Source organism: Lysinibacillus sp. FSL P4-0201 (genome assembly GCF_038593425.1).
Taxonomy (GTDB): Bacteria; Bacillota; Bacilli; order Bacillales_A; family Planococcaceae; genus Lysinibacillus; species Lysinibacillus capsici.
This window is the reverse complement of record NZ_CP151995.1, coordinates 3,437,769-3,455,363: the sequence shown is the minus strand read 5'-3', so window position 1 is coordinate 3,455,363 and position 17,595 is coordinate 3,437,769. Positions and strand designations below refer to the sequence as shown.

General features: G+C 39.1%; 12 protein-coding genes and 1 pseudogene. 6 read left to right on the top strand and 7 right to left on the bottom strand.

Features of this window, described 5'->3' with window-relative positions; genetic code table 11:
• Positions 1 to 107: 107 nt before the first annotated feature.
• Genes MKY76_RS17280 through MKY76_RS17270 form a run of 3 tightly spaced genes read right to left on the bottom strand, consistent with a single transcriptional unit; the run spans position 108 to position 2,572 of the window.
• Entirely contained in the window at positions 108 to 1,268 is a 1,161-nt protein-coding gene (locus MKY76_RS17280; protein ID WP_048393507.1) for an acetoin utilization protein AcuC, read from the bottom strand.
• Entirely contained in the window at positions 1,268 to 1,915 is a 648-nt protein-coding gene (locus MKY76_RS17275) for an acetoin utilization AcuB family protein (RefSeq protein WP_048393508.1), read from the bottom strand. Before MKY76_RS17275 ends, MKY76_RS17280 begins: the two co-directional genes overlap by 1 nt.
• 24 nt (positions 1,916 to 1,939) lie before the next feature.
• Positions 1,940 to 2,572, bottom strand: coding sequence for a GNAT family N-acetyltransferase (locus MKY76_RS17270; RefSeq protein ID WP_036078398.1), 633 nt, complete (start codon positions 2,570 to 2,572; stop codon positions 1,940 to 1,942).
• Positions 2,573 to 2,899: 327 nt separating this feature from the next.
• Between MKY76_RS17270 and acsA the strand changes: the two genes are divergently transcribed.
• From acsA to MKY76_RS17245, 5 genes are all read left to right on the top strand, one after another.
• Positions 2,900 to 4,621, top strand: coding sequence for an acetate--CoA ligase (gene acsA, locus MKY76_RS17265; RefSeq protein ID WP_342557917.1), 1,722 nt, complete (start codon positions 2,900 to 2,902; stop codon positions 4,619 to 4,621).
• Positions 4,622 to 4,856: 235 nt separating this feature from the next.
• Complete coding sequence (gene argC, locus MKY76_RS17260) at positions 4,857 to 5,891, top strand: N-acetyl-gamma-glutamyl-phosphate reductase (protein WP_342556897.1); 1,035 nt, start codon at positions 4,857 to 4,859, stop codon at positions 5,889 to 5,891.
• A 56-nt stretch (positions 5,892 to 5,947) separates the two neighbouring features.
• Positions 5,948 to 7,180, top strand: a complete 1,233-nt coding sequence (gene argJ, locus MKY76_RS17255; protein ID WP_342556896.1) for a bifunctional glutamate N-acetyltransferase/amino-acid acetyltransferase ArgJ — start codon at positions 5,948 to 5,950, stop codon at positions 7,178 to 7,180.
• Positions 7,143 to 7,928, top strand: coding sequence for an acetylglutamate kinase (gene argB / locus MKY76_RS17250; protein ID WP_103118665.1), 786 nt, complete (start codon positions 7,143 to 7,145; stop codon positions 7,926 to 7,928). The genes argJ and argB overlap by 38 nt, the downstream gene beginning before the upstream one ends.
• A 79-nt stretch (positions 7,929 to 8,007) precedes the next feature.
• Complete coding sequence (locus MKY76_RS17245) at positions 8,008 to 9,138, top strand: acetylornithine transaminase (RefSeq protein ID WP_103119106.1); 1,131 nt, start codon at positions 8,008 to 8,010, stop codon at positions 9,136 to 9,138.
• A gap of 109 nt (positions 9,139 to 9,247) precedes the next feature.
• On the opposite strand, the pseudogene MKY76_RS17240 reads toward MKY76_RS17245, so the two are convergent.
• Both MKY76_RS17240 and MKY76_RS17235 read right to left on the bottom strand, forming a co-directional pair.
• A pseudogene (locus MKY76_RS17240) lies at positions 9,248 to 10,131 on the bottom strand (NAD-dependent epimerase/dehydratase family protein).
• A gap of 135 nt (positions 10,132 to 10,266) precedes the next feature.
• Complete coding sequence (locus tag MKY76_RS17235) at positions 10,267 to 13,299, bottom strand: transglycosylase domain-containing protein (RefSeq protein ID WP_342556895.1); 3,033 nt, start codon at positions 13,297 to 13,299, stop codon at positions 10,267 to 10,269.
• A 394-nt stretch (positions 13,300 to 13,693) separates the two neighbouring features.
• Here MKY76_RS17235 and tyrS point away from each other — a divergent pair, with 394 nt between their 5' ends.
• Positions 13,694 to 14,962: a tyrosine--tRNA ligase gene (gene tyrS / locus MKY76_RS17230; protein ID WP_048393520.1), complete on the top strand. Its 1,269-nt coding sequence runs from the start codon at positions 13,694 to 13,696 to the stop codon at positions 14,960 to 14,962.
• Between the two features lie 50 nt (positions 14,963 to 15,012).
• On the opposite strand, the gene MKY76_RS17225 is transcribed toward tyrS, so the two are convergent.
• Together MKY76_RS17225 and MKY76_RS17220 are read right to left on the bottom strand one after the other, a co-directional pair.
• Positions 15,013 to 15,816 (bottom strand): cobalamin-binding protein, encoded by an 804-nt coding sequence (locus tag MKY76_RS17225; protein ID WP_103118663.1) that lies wholly within the window; start codon positions 15,814 to 15,816, stop codon positions 15,013 to 15,015.
• A gap of 139 nt (positions 15,817 to 15,955) precedes the next feature.
• Complete coding sequence (locus tag MKY76_RS17220) at positions 15,956 to 17,161, bottom strand: iron-containing alcohol dehydrogenase (RefSeq protein WP_004226138.1); 1,206 nt, start codon at positions 17,159 to 17,161, stop codon at positions 15,956 to 15,958.
• Positions 17,162 to 17,595: the final 434 nt, after the last annotated feature.

The following is a 17,595-nucleotide window of genomic DNA, read 5'->3' as shown; positions in this document are numbered from 1 at the left end:
AGGATAGCGTTTCAAATGTGAGGGATAGAACAAAAGAATTGATGGATATACCACCAAAAGCATTCATCTAATTTAAAAAGCCCCACGAATATCGTGAGGCCAAGAAATTAATCCCGTCTTTCATTCCGAATAATATGTAGCGATTTGGCTAACATTTGAGCATTCTTTTCCTCTATTTCCGCTTTACGAGGAATTGGCTCATATAAAGGAATCGGATCCTCCCATGTTGGAATAAAAGGAACAGGTGCTTCTGGTTGCCAGCGATCCAGCCATGCTTGAGGGAGTGGCCCCATTGGTAACGCTTGGTCAGTCATTTCCAACCATAACATGGACCAGGCACGGGGCACCACTCGCCAAATATCGTAGCCACCGCCCCCCACTGCAATCCATCGACCATCACAATACTCATGTGCTAATTGATGAGCTAGCTTAGGAATTTCGCGATAAATATTCATTGTTCCATGTAAATGTGTTAATGGATCAAAATAATGTGCATCTGCACCATTTTGTGTTAATACAACATCTGGCTTGAAAAATTCAAAAATCTCTCGCATTGACTGTTCATAGATCTCTAGGAAACTTTCATCCTCAGTAAACGCATCCATTGGAAAATTAAAGGAGGTTCCATAGCCTTGCCCATTGCCGCGCTCAGTAATATTTCCGGTTCCAGGGAATAGATAACGACCAGTTTCATGTATGGACAGTGTACAAACATTAGGATCCTCATAAAAGCTCCATTGGACACCATCCCCATGATGAGCATCTGTATCTACATAAAGTACACGAGCGTTGTACTTTTCCTGCAAGTAACGAATAGCCACTGTGCTATCATTGTAAATACAAAAACCTGATGCACGACCACGGAAACCATGATGGAGTCCTCCACCAAGGTTAAGGGCGTGTTCGGCTTTTCCTTCCATTACATAATCAACAGCGGTTAAAGTTCCACCAACTAGCTGTGCACTTGCTTCATGCATATTTTCAAAAATAGGGGTATCTTCAGTGCCAATCCCATAGCTTTCACATTGTGCTTCTGATAATTCACCATGTCCTGCTTTTTTTACAATATCTATATATTTTGAATCATGTGCAAGCAATAGCTCTTCTTCCGTTGCAACACGTGCTGGTACAATATCTACATCATCGAGTGCATTAATATTTTTTAGTAGATCCATAGTTAGCGTCAAGCGTTTATGATTGAAAGGATGTGTATCTGAAAATTTATATCCGAGTTGTTCTGGCGAGTATACGAATACGGCCTTTTTCATTATAGCGAAACACCCGGTAAATTTGGCCATAGGACATCAAAGCCCTCTTTGCGTAGATCTTCAATCATTGCTAAAGGATTTAGTGTTTTTACTCGGACGCTTAAAATTTTGTTTTGTGTATTTTCAGAGTCAGGATAAACTAAGACGCTTTGGACATTGGCATGATGCTGATGAAATATTTTTGTAATTTCAAATAAAACTCCTGGGGTATCGGATACCCGAATCTCGATTTTTGACCCAGGCTCGGTAGCACCAGTCAGCTCTATATATGTATAGAGTAAATCTGTTGTCGTAACAATGCCTACCAATTTTCCACCAGAGACAATAGGTAAACAGCCTATTTTTGATTCGTAAAACGTAAGTGCCACCTCTTCAACAAAATCTAGTGGATGACCTATAAGGGGGTCTTTCACCATAATATCCTCTACTTTTGCATTAAAAATAGGAGAGTTTGGTTCATCCTGCAAAGATGAGGGCAAGACCTCTTTAATATCTCGTTCAGTAATTACACCTAAAACGTGGTGTTCATCATCTACAACTGGTAAATGACGAACTTTCTTTTCACGCATTAACTTTAGTGCCTCCTGCACTGTATTGGTAGGAGCTAATGTATAAGGCTTATCATTCATAATTTCTTCTACAATCATATATGCATCCCCTTTGTATTAGTTTTAATACATGAAACGATTTCTAAAACGAAGTCTATCAAATCTTTCCATTGTCTCAGGAGGCACCCGTTTTCCTTCGCGCGCCATCAGGCAATTGGCTGGATGTGATGTAATTTCAGGATCATCTGTTGCAAAATATTCGAAACCAGCAGAGCTCATCATTTTCTCCATCATTTTGCGGTAATCCCAAACATTTAAACCAGTTCCTTTTAAATCCCAATGCCAATAGTACTCGGTAGTAATCACAAGATAATCTTCCATTTCATCCCCCATAAATGAAACGGCTAGTAGCGCCTTCCCAGCACCAGTACCACGGTAGTCAGGAATGACTTCAATGGCACCTAATTCAATCATGTCATCGATACGATCTTCTGCCCATCGTTCAAGTGGATCAGGGTAAAGATAGGTAACATAGCCTACAATAATATCTTCGTTTCGAATAATAATAATTCGGCCTTCGGGTAGTCCAGCAATTTCTATAATGGCTTGCTGTTGCTGTTTTGGAGGTCTGAAGGCAACCAAGCCTTCATGGAATGAATATGTAGCTAATTTTTCTGGAGGCACAGGTCCTTCCACATACACAGTGCCATGCTTTGTTTCCTTTGTGACAGAAAAAAAAGTTTTTTTATGTTCCATAATTACACCACCTGAGTTTAATAATTCCATTATAGCTGATTTCTTGCGTAAAAACGCTTATTTTTGCAAAATATACCTGTATTTTTGGAAAAATAAAAATATTGAGACAATCTATCTGAATTCGTGTAAAATAAGATTATATTGCTTCTGTTATTTAACAGATAAAAGTAGTGCTATTAGGGTTTCGAACATTAATACTATGGATAACTGTTATATAACAATTGCTACATATCAATTTTGCTTTTAGAAAATTCTCTGAATTTCAACAGGGGGGATTGTTGAAATTTAGTCAAAAACAAAAGCAAAGAAAGGGGTATTTTCATGGGGATGAAAATGAAGGAGAAGTTAATGGCTTTACCTGGTCAACACCATTTAACGAATTATGAAGAAGTGGCAGTATCTCATAATTGGGCAGATACGGAAAAGGCATTTAGTTGGAGCGAAACAGGTTTAGTGAATATGGCATATGAGGCTATTGATCGCCATACAGAAACACATCGCAAAAATAAGGTGGCATTGTATTTTAATGATGGTAAACGGAAAGAGGCATATTCATTTAATGAAATGAAAAGGTTAACAAACAAAGCAGCAAATGTTTTTAAAGCGACTACTAATCTGCAGAAAGGTGATCGTTTATTTATTTTTATGCCTCGTTCACCTGAGCTTTATTTTTCATTATTAGGTGCGTTGAAAATGGGGGTTATTGTTGGACCATTGTTTGAAGCTTTTATGGAAGGTGCTGTGTATGATCGACTTGCTGATAGTGAGGCGAAAGTATTAGTCACGACACCTGCTTTACTTGAACGTGTACCTTTAGCTAAATTACCTAAATTGGAGCATATCTTTTTAGTAGGGGAGGGCGTTGAGGAAACAGCTCAAATACTAGACTTTACTAAACATTTAAAAGAAGCTTCAGCTCATTTTGATATAGAGTGGGTAGACAGAGAAGATGGGATGATTCTTCACTATACCTCTGGATCAACAGGTGCTCCAAAGGGTGTATTGCATGTCCATAATGCTATGATTCAGCAATATCAATCGACACAATGGGTACTTGATTTACGTGAAGATGATATTTATTGGTGTACAGCTGATCCTGGATGGGTTACAGGAACAGCCTATGGCATCTTTGGTCCGTGGTTAAACGGTGTAACAATGCTAATCGTCGGAGGAAGATTTTCACCACAAGCATGGTATCAGGCTATTGAAGATTATAGTGTGACAGTGTGGTATAGTGCACCAACAGCGTTCCGAATGCTGATGGGTGCAGGTAGTGGCTTGCTTGAAAGCTATGATCTCACATCTTTACGCCATGTGCTGTCTGTTGGTGAGCCTTTGAATCCAGAAGTTATTCGCTGGGGAGTAGAGGAACTAGGTCATCGTATACATGATACATGGTGGATGACAGAGACGGGAGCGCATATGATTTGTAATTATCCATCGATGGATATTAAGCCAGGTTCAATGGGGAAACCTCTTCCTGGTATTCATGCGACGATTGTAGATGATGCAGGCAATGAGGTTCCACCATTTACAATGGGGAATCTAGCTATTCGTCGTGGTTGGCCTGCCATGATGCGCCAAATTTGGGGCAATCCAGAGCGCTATGAATCTTATTTCCTAAAAGGAGAATGGTACGTTTCTGGAGATTCAGCCTATATGGATGATGAAGGTTACTTCTGGTTCCAGGGGCGTGTGGATGATGTCATTATGACGGCTGGTGAACGTGTAGGACCTTTTGAAGTAGAAAGTAAGCTACTTGAGCATCCAGATGTGATTGAAGCAGGTGTTATCGGGAAACCAGACCCAGTGCGAGGTGAAATCATTAAAGCCTTTGTATCCTTACGAGAAGGGATTGAACCTTCTGATGCATTAATTGAAGATATACGTGATTTTGTTAAAAAAGGTTTATCTGCACATGCAGCACCACGTGAAATAGAATTTAAAGATAAATTGCCAAAAACACGTAGTGGTAAAATTATGCGTCGCGTTTTGAAAGCTTGGGAATTAAATTTACCAACTGGTGATTTATCAACCATGGAAGATTAATTAATTATCTAAAACATCAATTGATATTTATACAACATGTGCATAAAAAGAAGGCAGGGATTCATTCGATGGCGAAAGGATTCTTGCCTTCTTTTTTCTGGATTTACAATAGTATAGAGGTGAGAGTAGGTGAAATATTATCTATTTCAAAAAACAATGAATTAAATAAAAATTCAGTTGACTTAATAAATATGCAGACGTATACTATTTTTAACTTATTTCAGAGGTGAGTGCAGTGAAAGTAGGTATTATTGGAGCAACTGGATATGGTGGTCTAGAACTTATTCGATTTTTACATAATCATCCAGCTGTGGAACGAATTGATTTATTTACTTCTTCAGAAGAGGGTGTCCAATTTTCTTCGAAATTTGGCCATCTTGTTAGGATAGCTGATACATCGTTACAAAAGATAGCGTATGACACTTTAGAAAAATTCGATGTTATTTTTACGAGTACACCATCTGGGGTGACAAGTGAGCTATTACCGCCTTTGATTGGGAAAGGACCAAAGTTAATCGATTTATCTGGTGATTTTCGGTTAAAAGATCTAGCAAGCTATGAAACCTGGTATGGCAAAAAAGCTGCACCGTTCCATAGTGTTCAACAAAGTGTATATGGTTTAACAGAATGGAATGAAGAGCTTATACGTCAAGCAACACTTGTTGCTAATCCGGGTTGCTACCCAACAGCAGTTTTATTATCCTTACTACCACTTGTAAAAGAACGTTTAATTGATCCTAGTTTTCTAGTTATTGATGCAAAGAGTGGCATTTCAGGAGCAGGCAATAAGCCCTCACAAACTACCCATTTTAGTGAGACAAATGAGAATTTTTCGATCTATAAAGTAAATACACATCAACATATTCCCGAAATTGAACAGGCACTTTCCATGTTTGCTCAAGCAGATACAAAGGTTACTTTTAATACGCATCTGGTTCCAATGACCAGGGGAATTTTGGCGACATCCTATGCACCAGTAATACAGGGAATTACAGAGTCGCAATTGATCACTTGCTTACAGGCAACCTATGAGAATCATCCATTTGTTCGAATCGTTACAGATGCATCTAGTTTAGGGACAAATCGTGTCAAGGGATCAAATTATTGTGACATTCTAGTGAAAGTAGATTCCCGTACAAATCGCGCCACAATTGTTAGTGTAATTGATAACCTTGTCAAAGGAGCAGCAGGGCAAGCTATCCAAAATATGAATGTGCAATTAGACTTACCACAAACGACAGGGCTAGATGTCGTACCGTTCTTTATTTAGCAGCATGCAGGAAACTGTATGCTTCTCTTATTTATTAATCTAAGGAGGAATTTCGGATGACAGTTACCACTTCAACGAATGTAATGAAAAAATTATCAAGTAAAAATATTGTTTCACCAAAAGGCTTTAAGGCAGCCGGATTACACTGTGGTTTAAAGCATAAGAAAAAGGATTTAGCCATTTTAGTAAGTGAAGTCCCAGCAAGTGTTGCGGGTGTTTTTACTACAAACTCTGTGCAAGCAGCACCATTAAAAGTCACGAAGGAAGTTGTTTATGCAACTAAGAAAATGCAAGCGATGATCGTCAATTCAGGCAATGCGAATGCTTGTACAGGTAAACAAGGTGTAAAAGATGCCCAAACAATGCAGGCGCTAGTTGCTGAAAAATTAGGGATTGCACCAAATTTGGTGGGAGTTTGCTCGACAGGTGTTATTGGAGAAATGATGAAATTAGAGCCAGTAGCAAACGGTATTCTACAGTTAGAGCCAAAGGACAATTTAGAAAGTGCGATTGACTTTGCACAGGCTATTTTGACAACAGATACCGTCATGAAAAACACAAGCTACAGTACAACTGTGGATGGCAAGGAAGTTATTATTGCTGGTGTAGCAAAAGGTTCAGGTATGATCGAACCTAATATGGCAACAATGCTAGGATTTATTACAACAGATGCTAACATTGAATCTGAGGTGTTACAAGCAGCTTTATCGACTATTACTAATTTAACATTTAACGCTATTACAGTTGATGGGGATACATCAACGAATGACACAGTGGTAATATTGGCTAATGGCTTGGCAGGGAATAATTCTTTAACACCAGAGCATCCAGATTGGCAAAATTTCTTTTACACTTTGCAAACAATAGCGGAAGATTTAGCAAAAATGATTGCCAAAGATGGTGAAGGAGCAACGAAGCTTATCGAAGTGGAAGTTGTTGGTGCAATTTCAGACGAGGAGGCACGTAAAATTGCAAAAACAGTTGTTGGTTCACCACTTGTAAAGACTGCAGTTTTCGGCTGTGATGCCAACTGGGGGCGTATTATTGCAGCAGTAGGGTATAGTGGCGCAACAGTTGATCCAGATAAAATTACTATCCAAATCGGTGGTGCTACTATGGTAGAAAACGGTGAACCAATTCCCTTTTCTGAGGACGAGTTAATTCAAATATTAAAAATGCATGAAGTAAAAATCTATGTGTCCCTTGGTGTGGGTGATGGTAAGGGGCATGCTTGGGGATGTGACTTAACATATGACTATGTCCAAATCAATGCATCATACCGCTCATAAACGTGTGGTCATTAAGCTTGGGGGCAGTACACTGGAAGGTTTAAATGAGGCTTTCTTTGATAATTTTAAAAGATTACAAGAGAGTGGGGTAGAGCTGATTATTACCCACGGGGGTGGGCCAGCCATAAATCGAGAACTAGCTGCTCAAGGCCTACAATCACATACATTAAATGGAATACGTGTCACGAACGAGGCTGCTATTAAAGTTGTCCAATCGACCCTAATAGGGCAAGTAAACACTGCATTAGTTCATGAGTTAACAACAGCTGGTATAGCAGCCATCGGATTAAATGGCTTTGATGGTCAGTTGATAGTCGTAGACTTTTTAGATCAAGAGACTTACGGGTATGTAGGAGCTATTAAAAAAATCAATACATCCTTATTGGAAGCTTTAATGGGTGTAGGGCTTGTACCTGTTATTGCCTGCGTAGGTACAACCGAAGCAGGTCAGGCTCTTAATATTAATGGCGATACGGTAGCAAGTGAAATTGCTTTAGCCGTCGGAGCAGATAGCTTACTACTCGTGACAGATGTGAGTGGTATCCGTATTGAAGATGAATATCAAGCAATAGCTACACCTAGCCTTATAGATCAATGGACAGAGCAGGGCCATATTTACGGTGGAATGATTCCGAAAGTGCAAGGAGCGATTGACTGTTTACGGGCAGGGATTCCTTCTGTACAAATCGTAGGCGCAACTTTAATTGGTACAACAATTGTAGCCACAAGTGAACTTCTTTCTTCCTAGTGTTCTAAATAGGATAGCTTGAGAAGTATAGTTGTTGAAAGAAACTATTTTAAATGATAGTGATAGTGGAGATGATAACATGAGTGTTTTATTTGAGAATTACGGCAAGCGTCGTGCACAAATTGTCAAAGGTCAGGGGACAATTGTTGAGGATTCAACAGGGAAGCAATACTTGGATTTTACTAGTGGCATTGCTGTGGTGAGTCTTGGTCATGCCCATCCAGCCGTTGTACAGGCACTTCAAGAGCAAAGCGAAAAGCTATGGCATATTTCAAATCTTTTTGAAATACCAGGTCAGGAAAAGGTGGCAGAAAAATTAATTGCTAATACACACTTTTCACATGCCTTTTTTTGTAATAGCGGGGCTGAGGCTAATGAAGCGGCCATTAAATTAGCTCGTAAGCATACAGGCAAACATCATATTATTACATTTGAAAAATCATTCCACGGTCGTACCTTTGGAGCAATGTCTGCAACAGGTCAAGGCAAAGTACATAATGGCTTTGGACCACTCGTAGAAAAATTTTCGATTTTGCCATTTAATGATGCTGCTACACTTGAAGCAACCGTTGATGATTCAGTTGCAGCTATAATGCTAGAAATGATTCAGGGAGAGGGTGGCGTCAATAGTGTATCAGCAGAATTTGCCGCAGCTATTGCAAAAGTCTGTGAGGAGCAAGGTGTACTACTAATTGTTGATGAAGTGCAAACGGGCATTGGAAGAACAGGAACACGCTATGCATTTGAACAAACGGTATTAAAGCCACATATCGTAACTTTGGCAAAAGGCTTAGGGGGTGGTTTCCCTGTTGGTGCAATGCTCGGAACTGCTGAGCTTCATGCTACATTTAGTCCAGGAACACATGGTACAACATTCGGTGGAAACCCTCTTGCGATGAATGTGGCACAAGCTGTTTTAAATCATGTGTTTGAGCCAGATTTTTTACAGCAGGTACGAGAAATATCTGCCTATTTTGTGGCACAACTAAGGGCTCATTTATCTTCTAGCTATACTGTTCAAGGCCAGGGTCTCTTGTTAGGGATTGGTTGTGGGGACACGGAAGTTGCGCCTTATATCGCGGCAGCGGAAGAAAGTGGTCTTTTATTAGTAGGGGCAGGGCCAACAGTTATTCGTCTTTTGCCTCCATTAACGGTCACAAAGGAAGAGATTGACAAAGCAGTAGCTATTTTAAAGAACATATTACCGTGATAATACACTTTCGTTCAGCAGAAAGTGAGGCATTAGCGGCAAAAATGACTAGACATTAGGATGAACAAAGAATCTGCTAGATATTAGCAGATTCTTTGCGCTATAAATGCTATTGTAGCTGTTTTACTAATGTTGTCACTAATTTTGGTAACCAATCTTCAAGCTGACTAAACGTAAATCCTGCCTTCTCAGCCTTAGCATTGGACATATACCAATCAGCAGGCACCCCATAAGGAGACTGTGATTCCTCATCACCACCAATGAGGGAAATTTTTGCGCGCTGACCACTTGCTTCTTCAATTAGAGCAATTAGATCTTTGAGAGATATGGCCCCTGATGCGGTAGCATTGTATGGTCCCTCAATAGGAGTAACGCCCGCAAAGTATAAAAATTCAGCAGCTTCCTCATCTGTAATATAACTCATCTTTGCATCAATGTTCGGTAAAGTAATCGGCTGATTCTGTAAAATATGTTCAACGTGGAAATGTAAACGTCGAGTATAATCATCTTCACCCATCACAATTGGAAAACGTACAGCTACGACTGGGAATGAAGCTTCTTTGAATAAGACTGCCTCCGCTTGTCGTTTTCCTTCTCCATAAGAAAATTCCTCTTGATGTCCCATACGAATTTGATACTGGTATGGATCAAAGTCTTCTTCCTTTTTCATCTGACCATCTACCTCATATGTTGAAAGAGTAGAAGTAAAGACCAGCTTTTTCGTTTTTCCTTTTAATATCTCGCAAATCGCTTGTGCCTCGTTGGGCGAATAGCAAATATTATCATAGACAATGTCCCATGTTGTATTGGCTAGTGCCTGTTCTAAAGCATCACGATCATTACGATTTACTACTAATTGCTTAACATGTGTACCAAAGGGATTGCCACTTTGACCACGTGTTAAAATCGTTACATTATGTCCATTTTGAATACAAAGATCAACTAGCTTTTTTCCAAAAAAACGTGTGTGCCTCCTAAAATCAATATGTTCATATATTTTCACCCCTTCAAAATAGTAGTTCTCTTAATAATGACAAAAAAACAAACTTACTACAATTCATAAGGAATATGCAGTAAGTCTGTTTAATTGATTATCTAATACAAATGCTTTTGTTAAGGCATAATGGATTAGCGCCTTGATGTTTCAGTTGGAGTAGTGGTATTACCATTGTCTCCTCCGTTTGTGCCATCTCCGGGGTTATCAGATCCATCGCCATTGCTTCCGGAGCCATCCCCGTTATTGGAGCCATTGCCATTGTTACCAGAACCATCCCCGTTATTGGAGCCATTGCCGTTATTACCAGACCCGTTCCCGTTATTGGAGCCATTGCCGTTACTACCCGAACCATTACCATTGCCATTAGTAGGTGGCGTTGTAGGTGGTATTGGTTCTTGGTCGTTTTCCTCTGGGTCAGGTTCATTTTCACTACCGCCAGTAGACACAACATTGGAGTGTGGTGATGTTAAACCTGTAATATCTACAGCGACCACTACATAAGCTTGTCCACTAGCAACGGTAATGCTTTGTGTTGCCTCTAGTACGGACGTTACAAGTGTATTACCGCCATTCGTAACGTTGTAGATACGATAACCAACAACATCATTCGATGACTCTGACCATGTTAATGTAGAGCCATTTACTGAAGCTGAGACAGCTGCTGGAGGGCTACCATCCGCTGGGAAATCAACTGCTGATACAGATGAATTCGACAATGTAGAATTCTTTGGTAACAGACTAGCAGGGTTCCCGCCAAGTCTACCTAACATTCGTTTAATAAAGTCTTGATTAATGCCTGCGCCACCTGCTTTTACAAACTCTGCTGGTGTATTTGGCAACGCATTATAAGTTTTTCCTTTAATCGTCACAACACTTGAAGAGGCTAAGCTATCATCAGGTTGTGATGGTAAAAATACTTTCGCATTAAATAAATCTGAGCGTACAAGACCTGCGCTAGCACAAGCTGCAGAAGGGGCCATGCCGGAAATGCCACAGAATGATGCTGTCACAACATTTTTAGGCGCCTTAAAACTTGTTGGAGGGTCAATTAGCTGAGGGTCCGCATCGTAAACAGCATTCATTAAAGTACCCCATAGCTTATTCACCCGAGCGCTTGGCTGTAAATAGGTGTTGTTAAATGCATAAAGTGTACGAGGTTGATCGTAACCCATCCAAACACCAAGAGATACATTAGGGTTATAACCAACTAACCAAACATCTTTATATTCTTGAGAAGTCCCTGTTTTTGCAGCGAAATCAGAAGAGAATTTTAATGTATTTCGTGCCATTGTCCCTGTTCCTTTAGTGAGAACATCACGTAGCATATCTGTCACGATATAAGATGTTTCTGGGCTAAATACTTGAACAGGTTCTACTTCATGTTGGTAAACAATATTTCCTTCTTGGTCTTCAATTCGATCAATCATATAAGCGTCAATGAATTGGCCACCATTTGCAAAGGTAGCAAATGCATTTGTATTTTCTTCAACAGTAGTTCCTTCGCTTAAAGCACCGATCCCAGTTGCTAGGTTAGTAAAATCATCTGGATGTAATTTTGAGAATCCCATTTTTACTAACAAATCTGCAGGGCGTCTACTAATAATATCATTATATAAACGTAGTGCTGAAATATTTTGAGAATCTGCTAAAGCTTCACGTGCTGGAATAAGACCTCGCTCATCACTCGTAATATAGTTACTTGGACTCCAAGAACCGATTGAGAATTTCACGTCAACTAATGGACTACCCGCACCGATTACGCCATACTCAATGGCAGGTCCATAAACAAGTAATGGTTTCATTGTAGAACCGTTAGAACGATAAGCTTGTGTTGCATGGTTTACTTGAGTGGTTTTAAAGTCTCGACCACCGACAAAGCTTAAAATACGACCTGTCGTATTCTCTATTAAAATACTACCTACTTGTACCGGCATCTCAATATCAATTTCTTCACCAGTAACAGGATCTTTCCCTTTACCAGTATACGTATGACCATAATACTGGAAGTCTTTTGCTGCTTTTTGCATCGCATCATACATATCTTTATTAATGGTTGAATAAATACGATAGCCTTTTGAACGAACATCACGATCTGCTAAAATCGTATATTTATCCTTTAATTTTTTTTCTGACTTTAAGCGCTCTGGGTCAATCCCATCATCTTTTGCTAATTTTTCAGCAATAATATCTTTTGCACGAGCTTCAAGCTCATAAGTCAACCAAGGATAACGATCCTCCGCGCGCATTTCTGGTCCACGGAAATCGGCAGCAATATCATAGTTTAACGCTTCATTATACTGTGCATCATCAATATAACCAGCTTCTTTCATACGATAAAGTACTGTTTTCATACGATCAATACCTGGTTTCAAAGCTTCTTCACTTTTCAGTTCACCTGTATTTGTAAATGGTGTATAAGCAAATGGTGCCTGTGGAATACCAGCTATGTACGCAGCTTGAGGAAGAGTCAATTCTTTTGCTTTTACGCCAAAAATTCCTTCCGCAGCTGTTTCAACACCCGCAATATTTCGTCCTGAAGAGTTACGACCATAGGGAATGATATTTAAATAAGCCTCTAATATTTCTTCCTTCGTCATAAAATGTTCTAAACGCATTGCTAGTAAAATTTCCTTAGCTTTACGCTCGTATGATACTTCATTAGTTAGTACTTGGTTTTTAATAAGCTGCTGGGTAAGTGTAGAACCACCTGTCTGCGTTGCAGAGTTTGTGACATCTTGTAATAACCCACGAATAACTGCTTTAGGAACAATTCCGTTATGCTCTCGGAAATATTCATCTTCTGTTGCCAGAACAGCATTCACGACCTCTGGTGCAACATTGCTAAGCGAAGTTTCACGTCGATCTAAATCTGTCCTTAATTTCCCAATATAAATATCGTTGGCAAAATAAATCTCACTGGTTTCTTCATAGCTAAAAATTTGATCCCTTAACTCTTGTTTTGAGCGTAACGGTTCTTCTTTTACAAGAGAAGCAAAATAACCAGCTCCAACTGAACCGACAAATACAGTGCCAACCAATGCAAAGACTAAAAATAGTAAAAATAAGTTCCAGGTAACACTACCTGAAATACGTAATTTCTTCATCCATTTTTGTTCAAGTAATTCATCGATCTTTGCATTGATTTTTTCAATCCAATCTTTCAATGTATCGACCTCCTAAAATCTTGTCTATTATAGCACATATTGTTTTAGCACGAACATAGTTATTGACTTTGAAAAAGAATCGTATAAAATTATGTTTATAGTTTTCTGGTGATGAAGAGCTTGCAGTAGTGTCTATATTCCCTGTTTAGAGAGCCAGTGGTTGGTGAAAACTGGTCATATTGTAGAGACGAATTACGTGCTTGGAGCTTAGACGTGCGCGCCTGCGATAAAGGCGGCTGAATGAAGTGGAAGGTGGATGACATCTTCAAGCTGGGTGGTACCGCGTTAGTTTGCAACTTAACGTCCCTGCATGCAATTGTTTGCGTGTAGGGACTTTTTTTATTTAAACATGTCCATGCACGTAATGAATTTAACCATTTTAGGAGGAATGAACATGACAAACGAATTATTACAAGATTTAGAATGGCGTGGTTTGCTATACCAACAAACAGATGCGGAAGGCATGGCAAAATTATTAGATGAACAATCTGTATCTTTATACTGTGGGGTAGATCCAACAGCTGACTCCATGCATATTGGACATATTGTTCCATTGTTAACACTTCGTCGATTCCAAAAAGCGGGCCACCGACCAATTTTACTTGTTGGTGGTGCGACAGGGATGATCGGTGACCCATCTGGCCGTTCAGAAGAGCGCCAATTACAAACAGTAGAGCAAATCGATAAAAACGTTCAAGGAATCCGTAGTCAATTAGAACGTATTTTCGAATTTGCGGAAGATGGCAATGGTGCTCAGCTTGTGAACAATCGTGACTGGATTGGTAATATAAACACAATTGAATTTTTACGTGATTACGGGAAACTAATTAACGTAAACTATATGTTAGCAAAAGATACGATTGCTTCTCGTCTTGACACAGGAATCTCGTTTACAGAGTTTGCCTATACGTTAATTCAAGGTATTGATTACAATCATTTATACAATCACTACAATTGCCGTATTCAAGTAGGTGGCTCTGACCAATGGGGTAATATTACAACAGGGTTAGAGGTTATTCGTAAAACACACGAGGAAGAAACGAAAGCCTTTGGTATTACGATTCCATTAGTAACAAAGGCAGATGGCACAAAGTTTGGTAAAACAGCAGGTGGTGCTGTTTGGCTAGATGGTAAGAAAACCTCTCCATATGAGTTCTACCAATTCTGGATCAATGCAGCTGATGCAGATGTCATAAAATACTTAAAAATCTTTACGTTCCTATCTCGTGAAGAAATTGAAGCTTTAGCCGTTTCTGTAGAGGAGGAGCCACATTTACGTAAGGCACAAAAGGCGCTAGCTGAAGAAATGACTCGTTTAATACATGGTCAAGAGGCATTAGAGCAAGCCATCCGTATTACAGCTGCTTTGTTCTCAGGAGATCTAAAAGCACTTTCAGCTGAAGAAATGAAGGACGCTTTTAAAGATGTTCCTTCTATTGAAATGACTAAAGATGATAAAAACATTGTGGACCTACTTGTGGAGGCTGGCATTTCCTCTTCCAAACGTCAAGCACGTGAAGATGTATCAAATGGTGCTATTAGTGTAAACGGTGAAAAGGTAACAGATTTAGAATATGTAGTCGATGCGAAGGATCGTTTAGAGGATGCATTTAGCATTGTCCGTCGAGGTAAGAAAAAATATCATATGGTGAAATTTATCTAATTTCTATTTGCAAAACCACATCCCCAAAAACACTGGATGTGGTTTTTTCATCATAAGAAACTTGGAGGTTTTATTTGTTCATATTCTTTAGGATGCAGTATTTTTCCAAGCTTTATAGCACCTTCAATAAGTCGTGGAGAAGGGCGACAATACAGCCATTCTTCCATTACATGGAGCTGTTCCGATTGAATGGCATGTAACTCTTTGGCATATGGACGTTTTAATAAATTAGCAGGTTGGATACGCTCAAATGCGACACCAACCCAAGCCATCATGATATAGTCAGGCTGGCGTTTAACAACATCTGTCCAATCTGTTTGAACACTAGCAAGCTCAACATCTTGAAATAGATTTATGCCACCAGCAAGAGCGCTAATTTCTGTTAGCCAATTTATTTTCCCAGGAGTGAAAATAGGGTTCGGCCACCATTCCCAATACAGGGTAGGTTTCTTCGGAATTGTTTGTGCAATGGAATACATTTTTTCGATGGAATGCATGTACTCTTCAGCAATTGTCTTTGCTTGTTCCTCCACTTGACAAGCTTTCCCGAGTGTCAGAAGATCTTGCGCAATTTCTTCTAATGAGTTTGCATTAAAAATAATATGAGGAATATTTCTTTCTTTTAGTGCCTCAATGTTTTTTTCCATACCAGGTACACTCAAGGAAGCCAGAACAAGATCAGGCTGTAATGCCTCTAATGCATCCATGTTAATTGATAAATCAGGCCCAAGCTGTGGTAGATCTTTAACCGATGATGGCCAATCAGAATAATCATCAACTCCAACGAGCTGGTCTGTCAGCCCTAAATAGGCGACTAATTCTGTATTGCTAGGACAAATTGAAATTAAACGCATATTATTTTCTCCTATTCTTTTTAAGAAAAGTATAGCGAGAGTTCCCGTGATAGACAATGTGTGTGTATCGAGTCCATAAAAAAGTGGAGAAAACATTTGTTTTCTCCATCCTTTGTACAGGCTTATAGGAAACCGTCGATTAAGAAAGGGCAACTGCCTCGAGTGACTCTTCTTTTTTCACAATAGGACCCATTGCATTTGTGATGATTTGTTTGATATCCTCTAGTGTTGCTTTACGAGGGTTCGTCTCAGCACACACATCTAATAATGCATTTTTTGCTAAGATCTCAATATCCTCATCTTTTGCACCTAATTCACGGAAGCCGCTAGGAATATTTAAATCTTGTGATAACTTCTCAATAGCTGTAATAGCCTTTTCAGCCGCATCTCGCTTACTTAAACCTTCTACATTTTCTCCTAATAATTCAGCGATACGAGCAAAGCGCTCTGTACGTGCTGTGACATTAAATCGACAAACATGTGGCAATAAAATAGCGTTGCACACGCCATGTGGTAGGTTATAGAAACCACCCAATTGATGAGCAATTGCATGAACATAGCCAAGTGATGCATTATTAAAGGCCATTCCCGCTAAAAATTGTGCATATACCATTTGTTCACGCGCTTCTATATCAGCTCCATTTGCATAGGCACGTGGTAGATATTCAGGAATTAGCTGAAGGACCTTTTCAGCACATGCGTCCGTGATTGGTGTAGCATTCGTAGAAACGAATGATTCAATAGCATGTGTTAGTGCATCGACCCCAGTAGCTGCCGTAAGAGCAGGAGGTAAACCAATCATTAATTCAGGATCGTTTATAGAAAGTAACGGTGTCACATGCTTATCAACAATGGCCATTTTTACTTTGCGTGCTGTATCCGTGATAATAGTGAAACGAGTCATTTCACTGGCAGTACCAGCAGTTGTATTAATTGCAATTAATGGCACAAGTGGATTTTGTGATTTATCAACGCCTTCATAATCATGAATGCGTCCACCATTCGAAGCAATAAGTCCGATACCTTTTGCTGCATCGTGTGCGCTGCCTCCTCCAAGAGAAACAATAGAATCACAGTTTTCCGCATGATACACGGAAATGCCATCTTCTATGTTTTGATCTGTTGGATTTGGTTCTGCTTTAGGGAAAATTGCTACATCAATTCCAGCAGCTGTAATGATGTTTGCAATTTGTTCTGAGAGACCTAATTTGTGTAGACCCTCATCTGTTACGATTAATGTCTTTTTCACTTCTAAATCATTTAAGCGTTTACCAACTTCTTGAATTGCTCCAGGTCCAAATAAGTTTGTTTTCGGCATAACAAATTGCTTTAGAACGTCTGACATATTTCCAACCCCTTTTAAAAAATTATTATTGCTTGAATGATGGTGAACCACCTTTCGCAATTCATCGTATTCTATTTTTTGTAAAAGTTCAACTCGTATTTTTATTAAAATTGTTAAATTTCTTCATGTTATTATTTTACAAAAAAGTTAAGGTGATGATAGGAGCATTGGAATGTTGTTTTGTTGTAGAATATTGAATTTAAAAAGGTTTTAAAAATATTTTACTATGAAAGTAAAATATATTTTTTGGAAAACAGTTCTATTTTGATGATCTAATGAATAGTAAATAACTGATATTTTGTTTTTATTATAAAGGTAGTGATTATGTTATTTTGAAACTATGTAATTGTTATTTTAAAGTACATAAAATTGCCACAATATAAGAGAAAAAATTATTGTTGGTTATAATAATCTGGGCAATGCGTCTGCGCTAA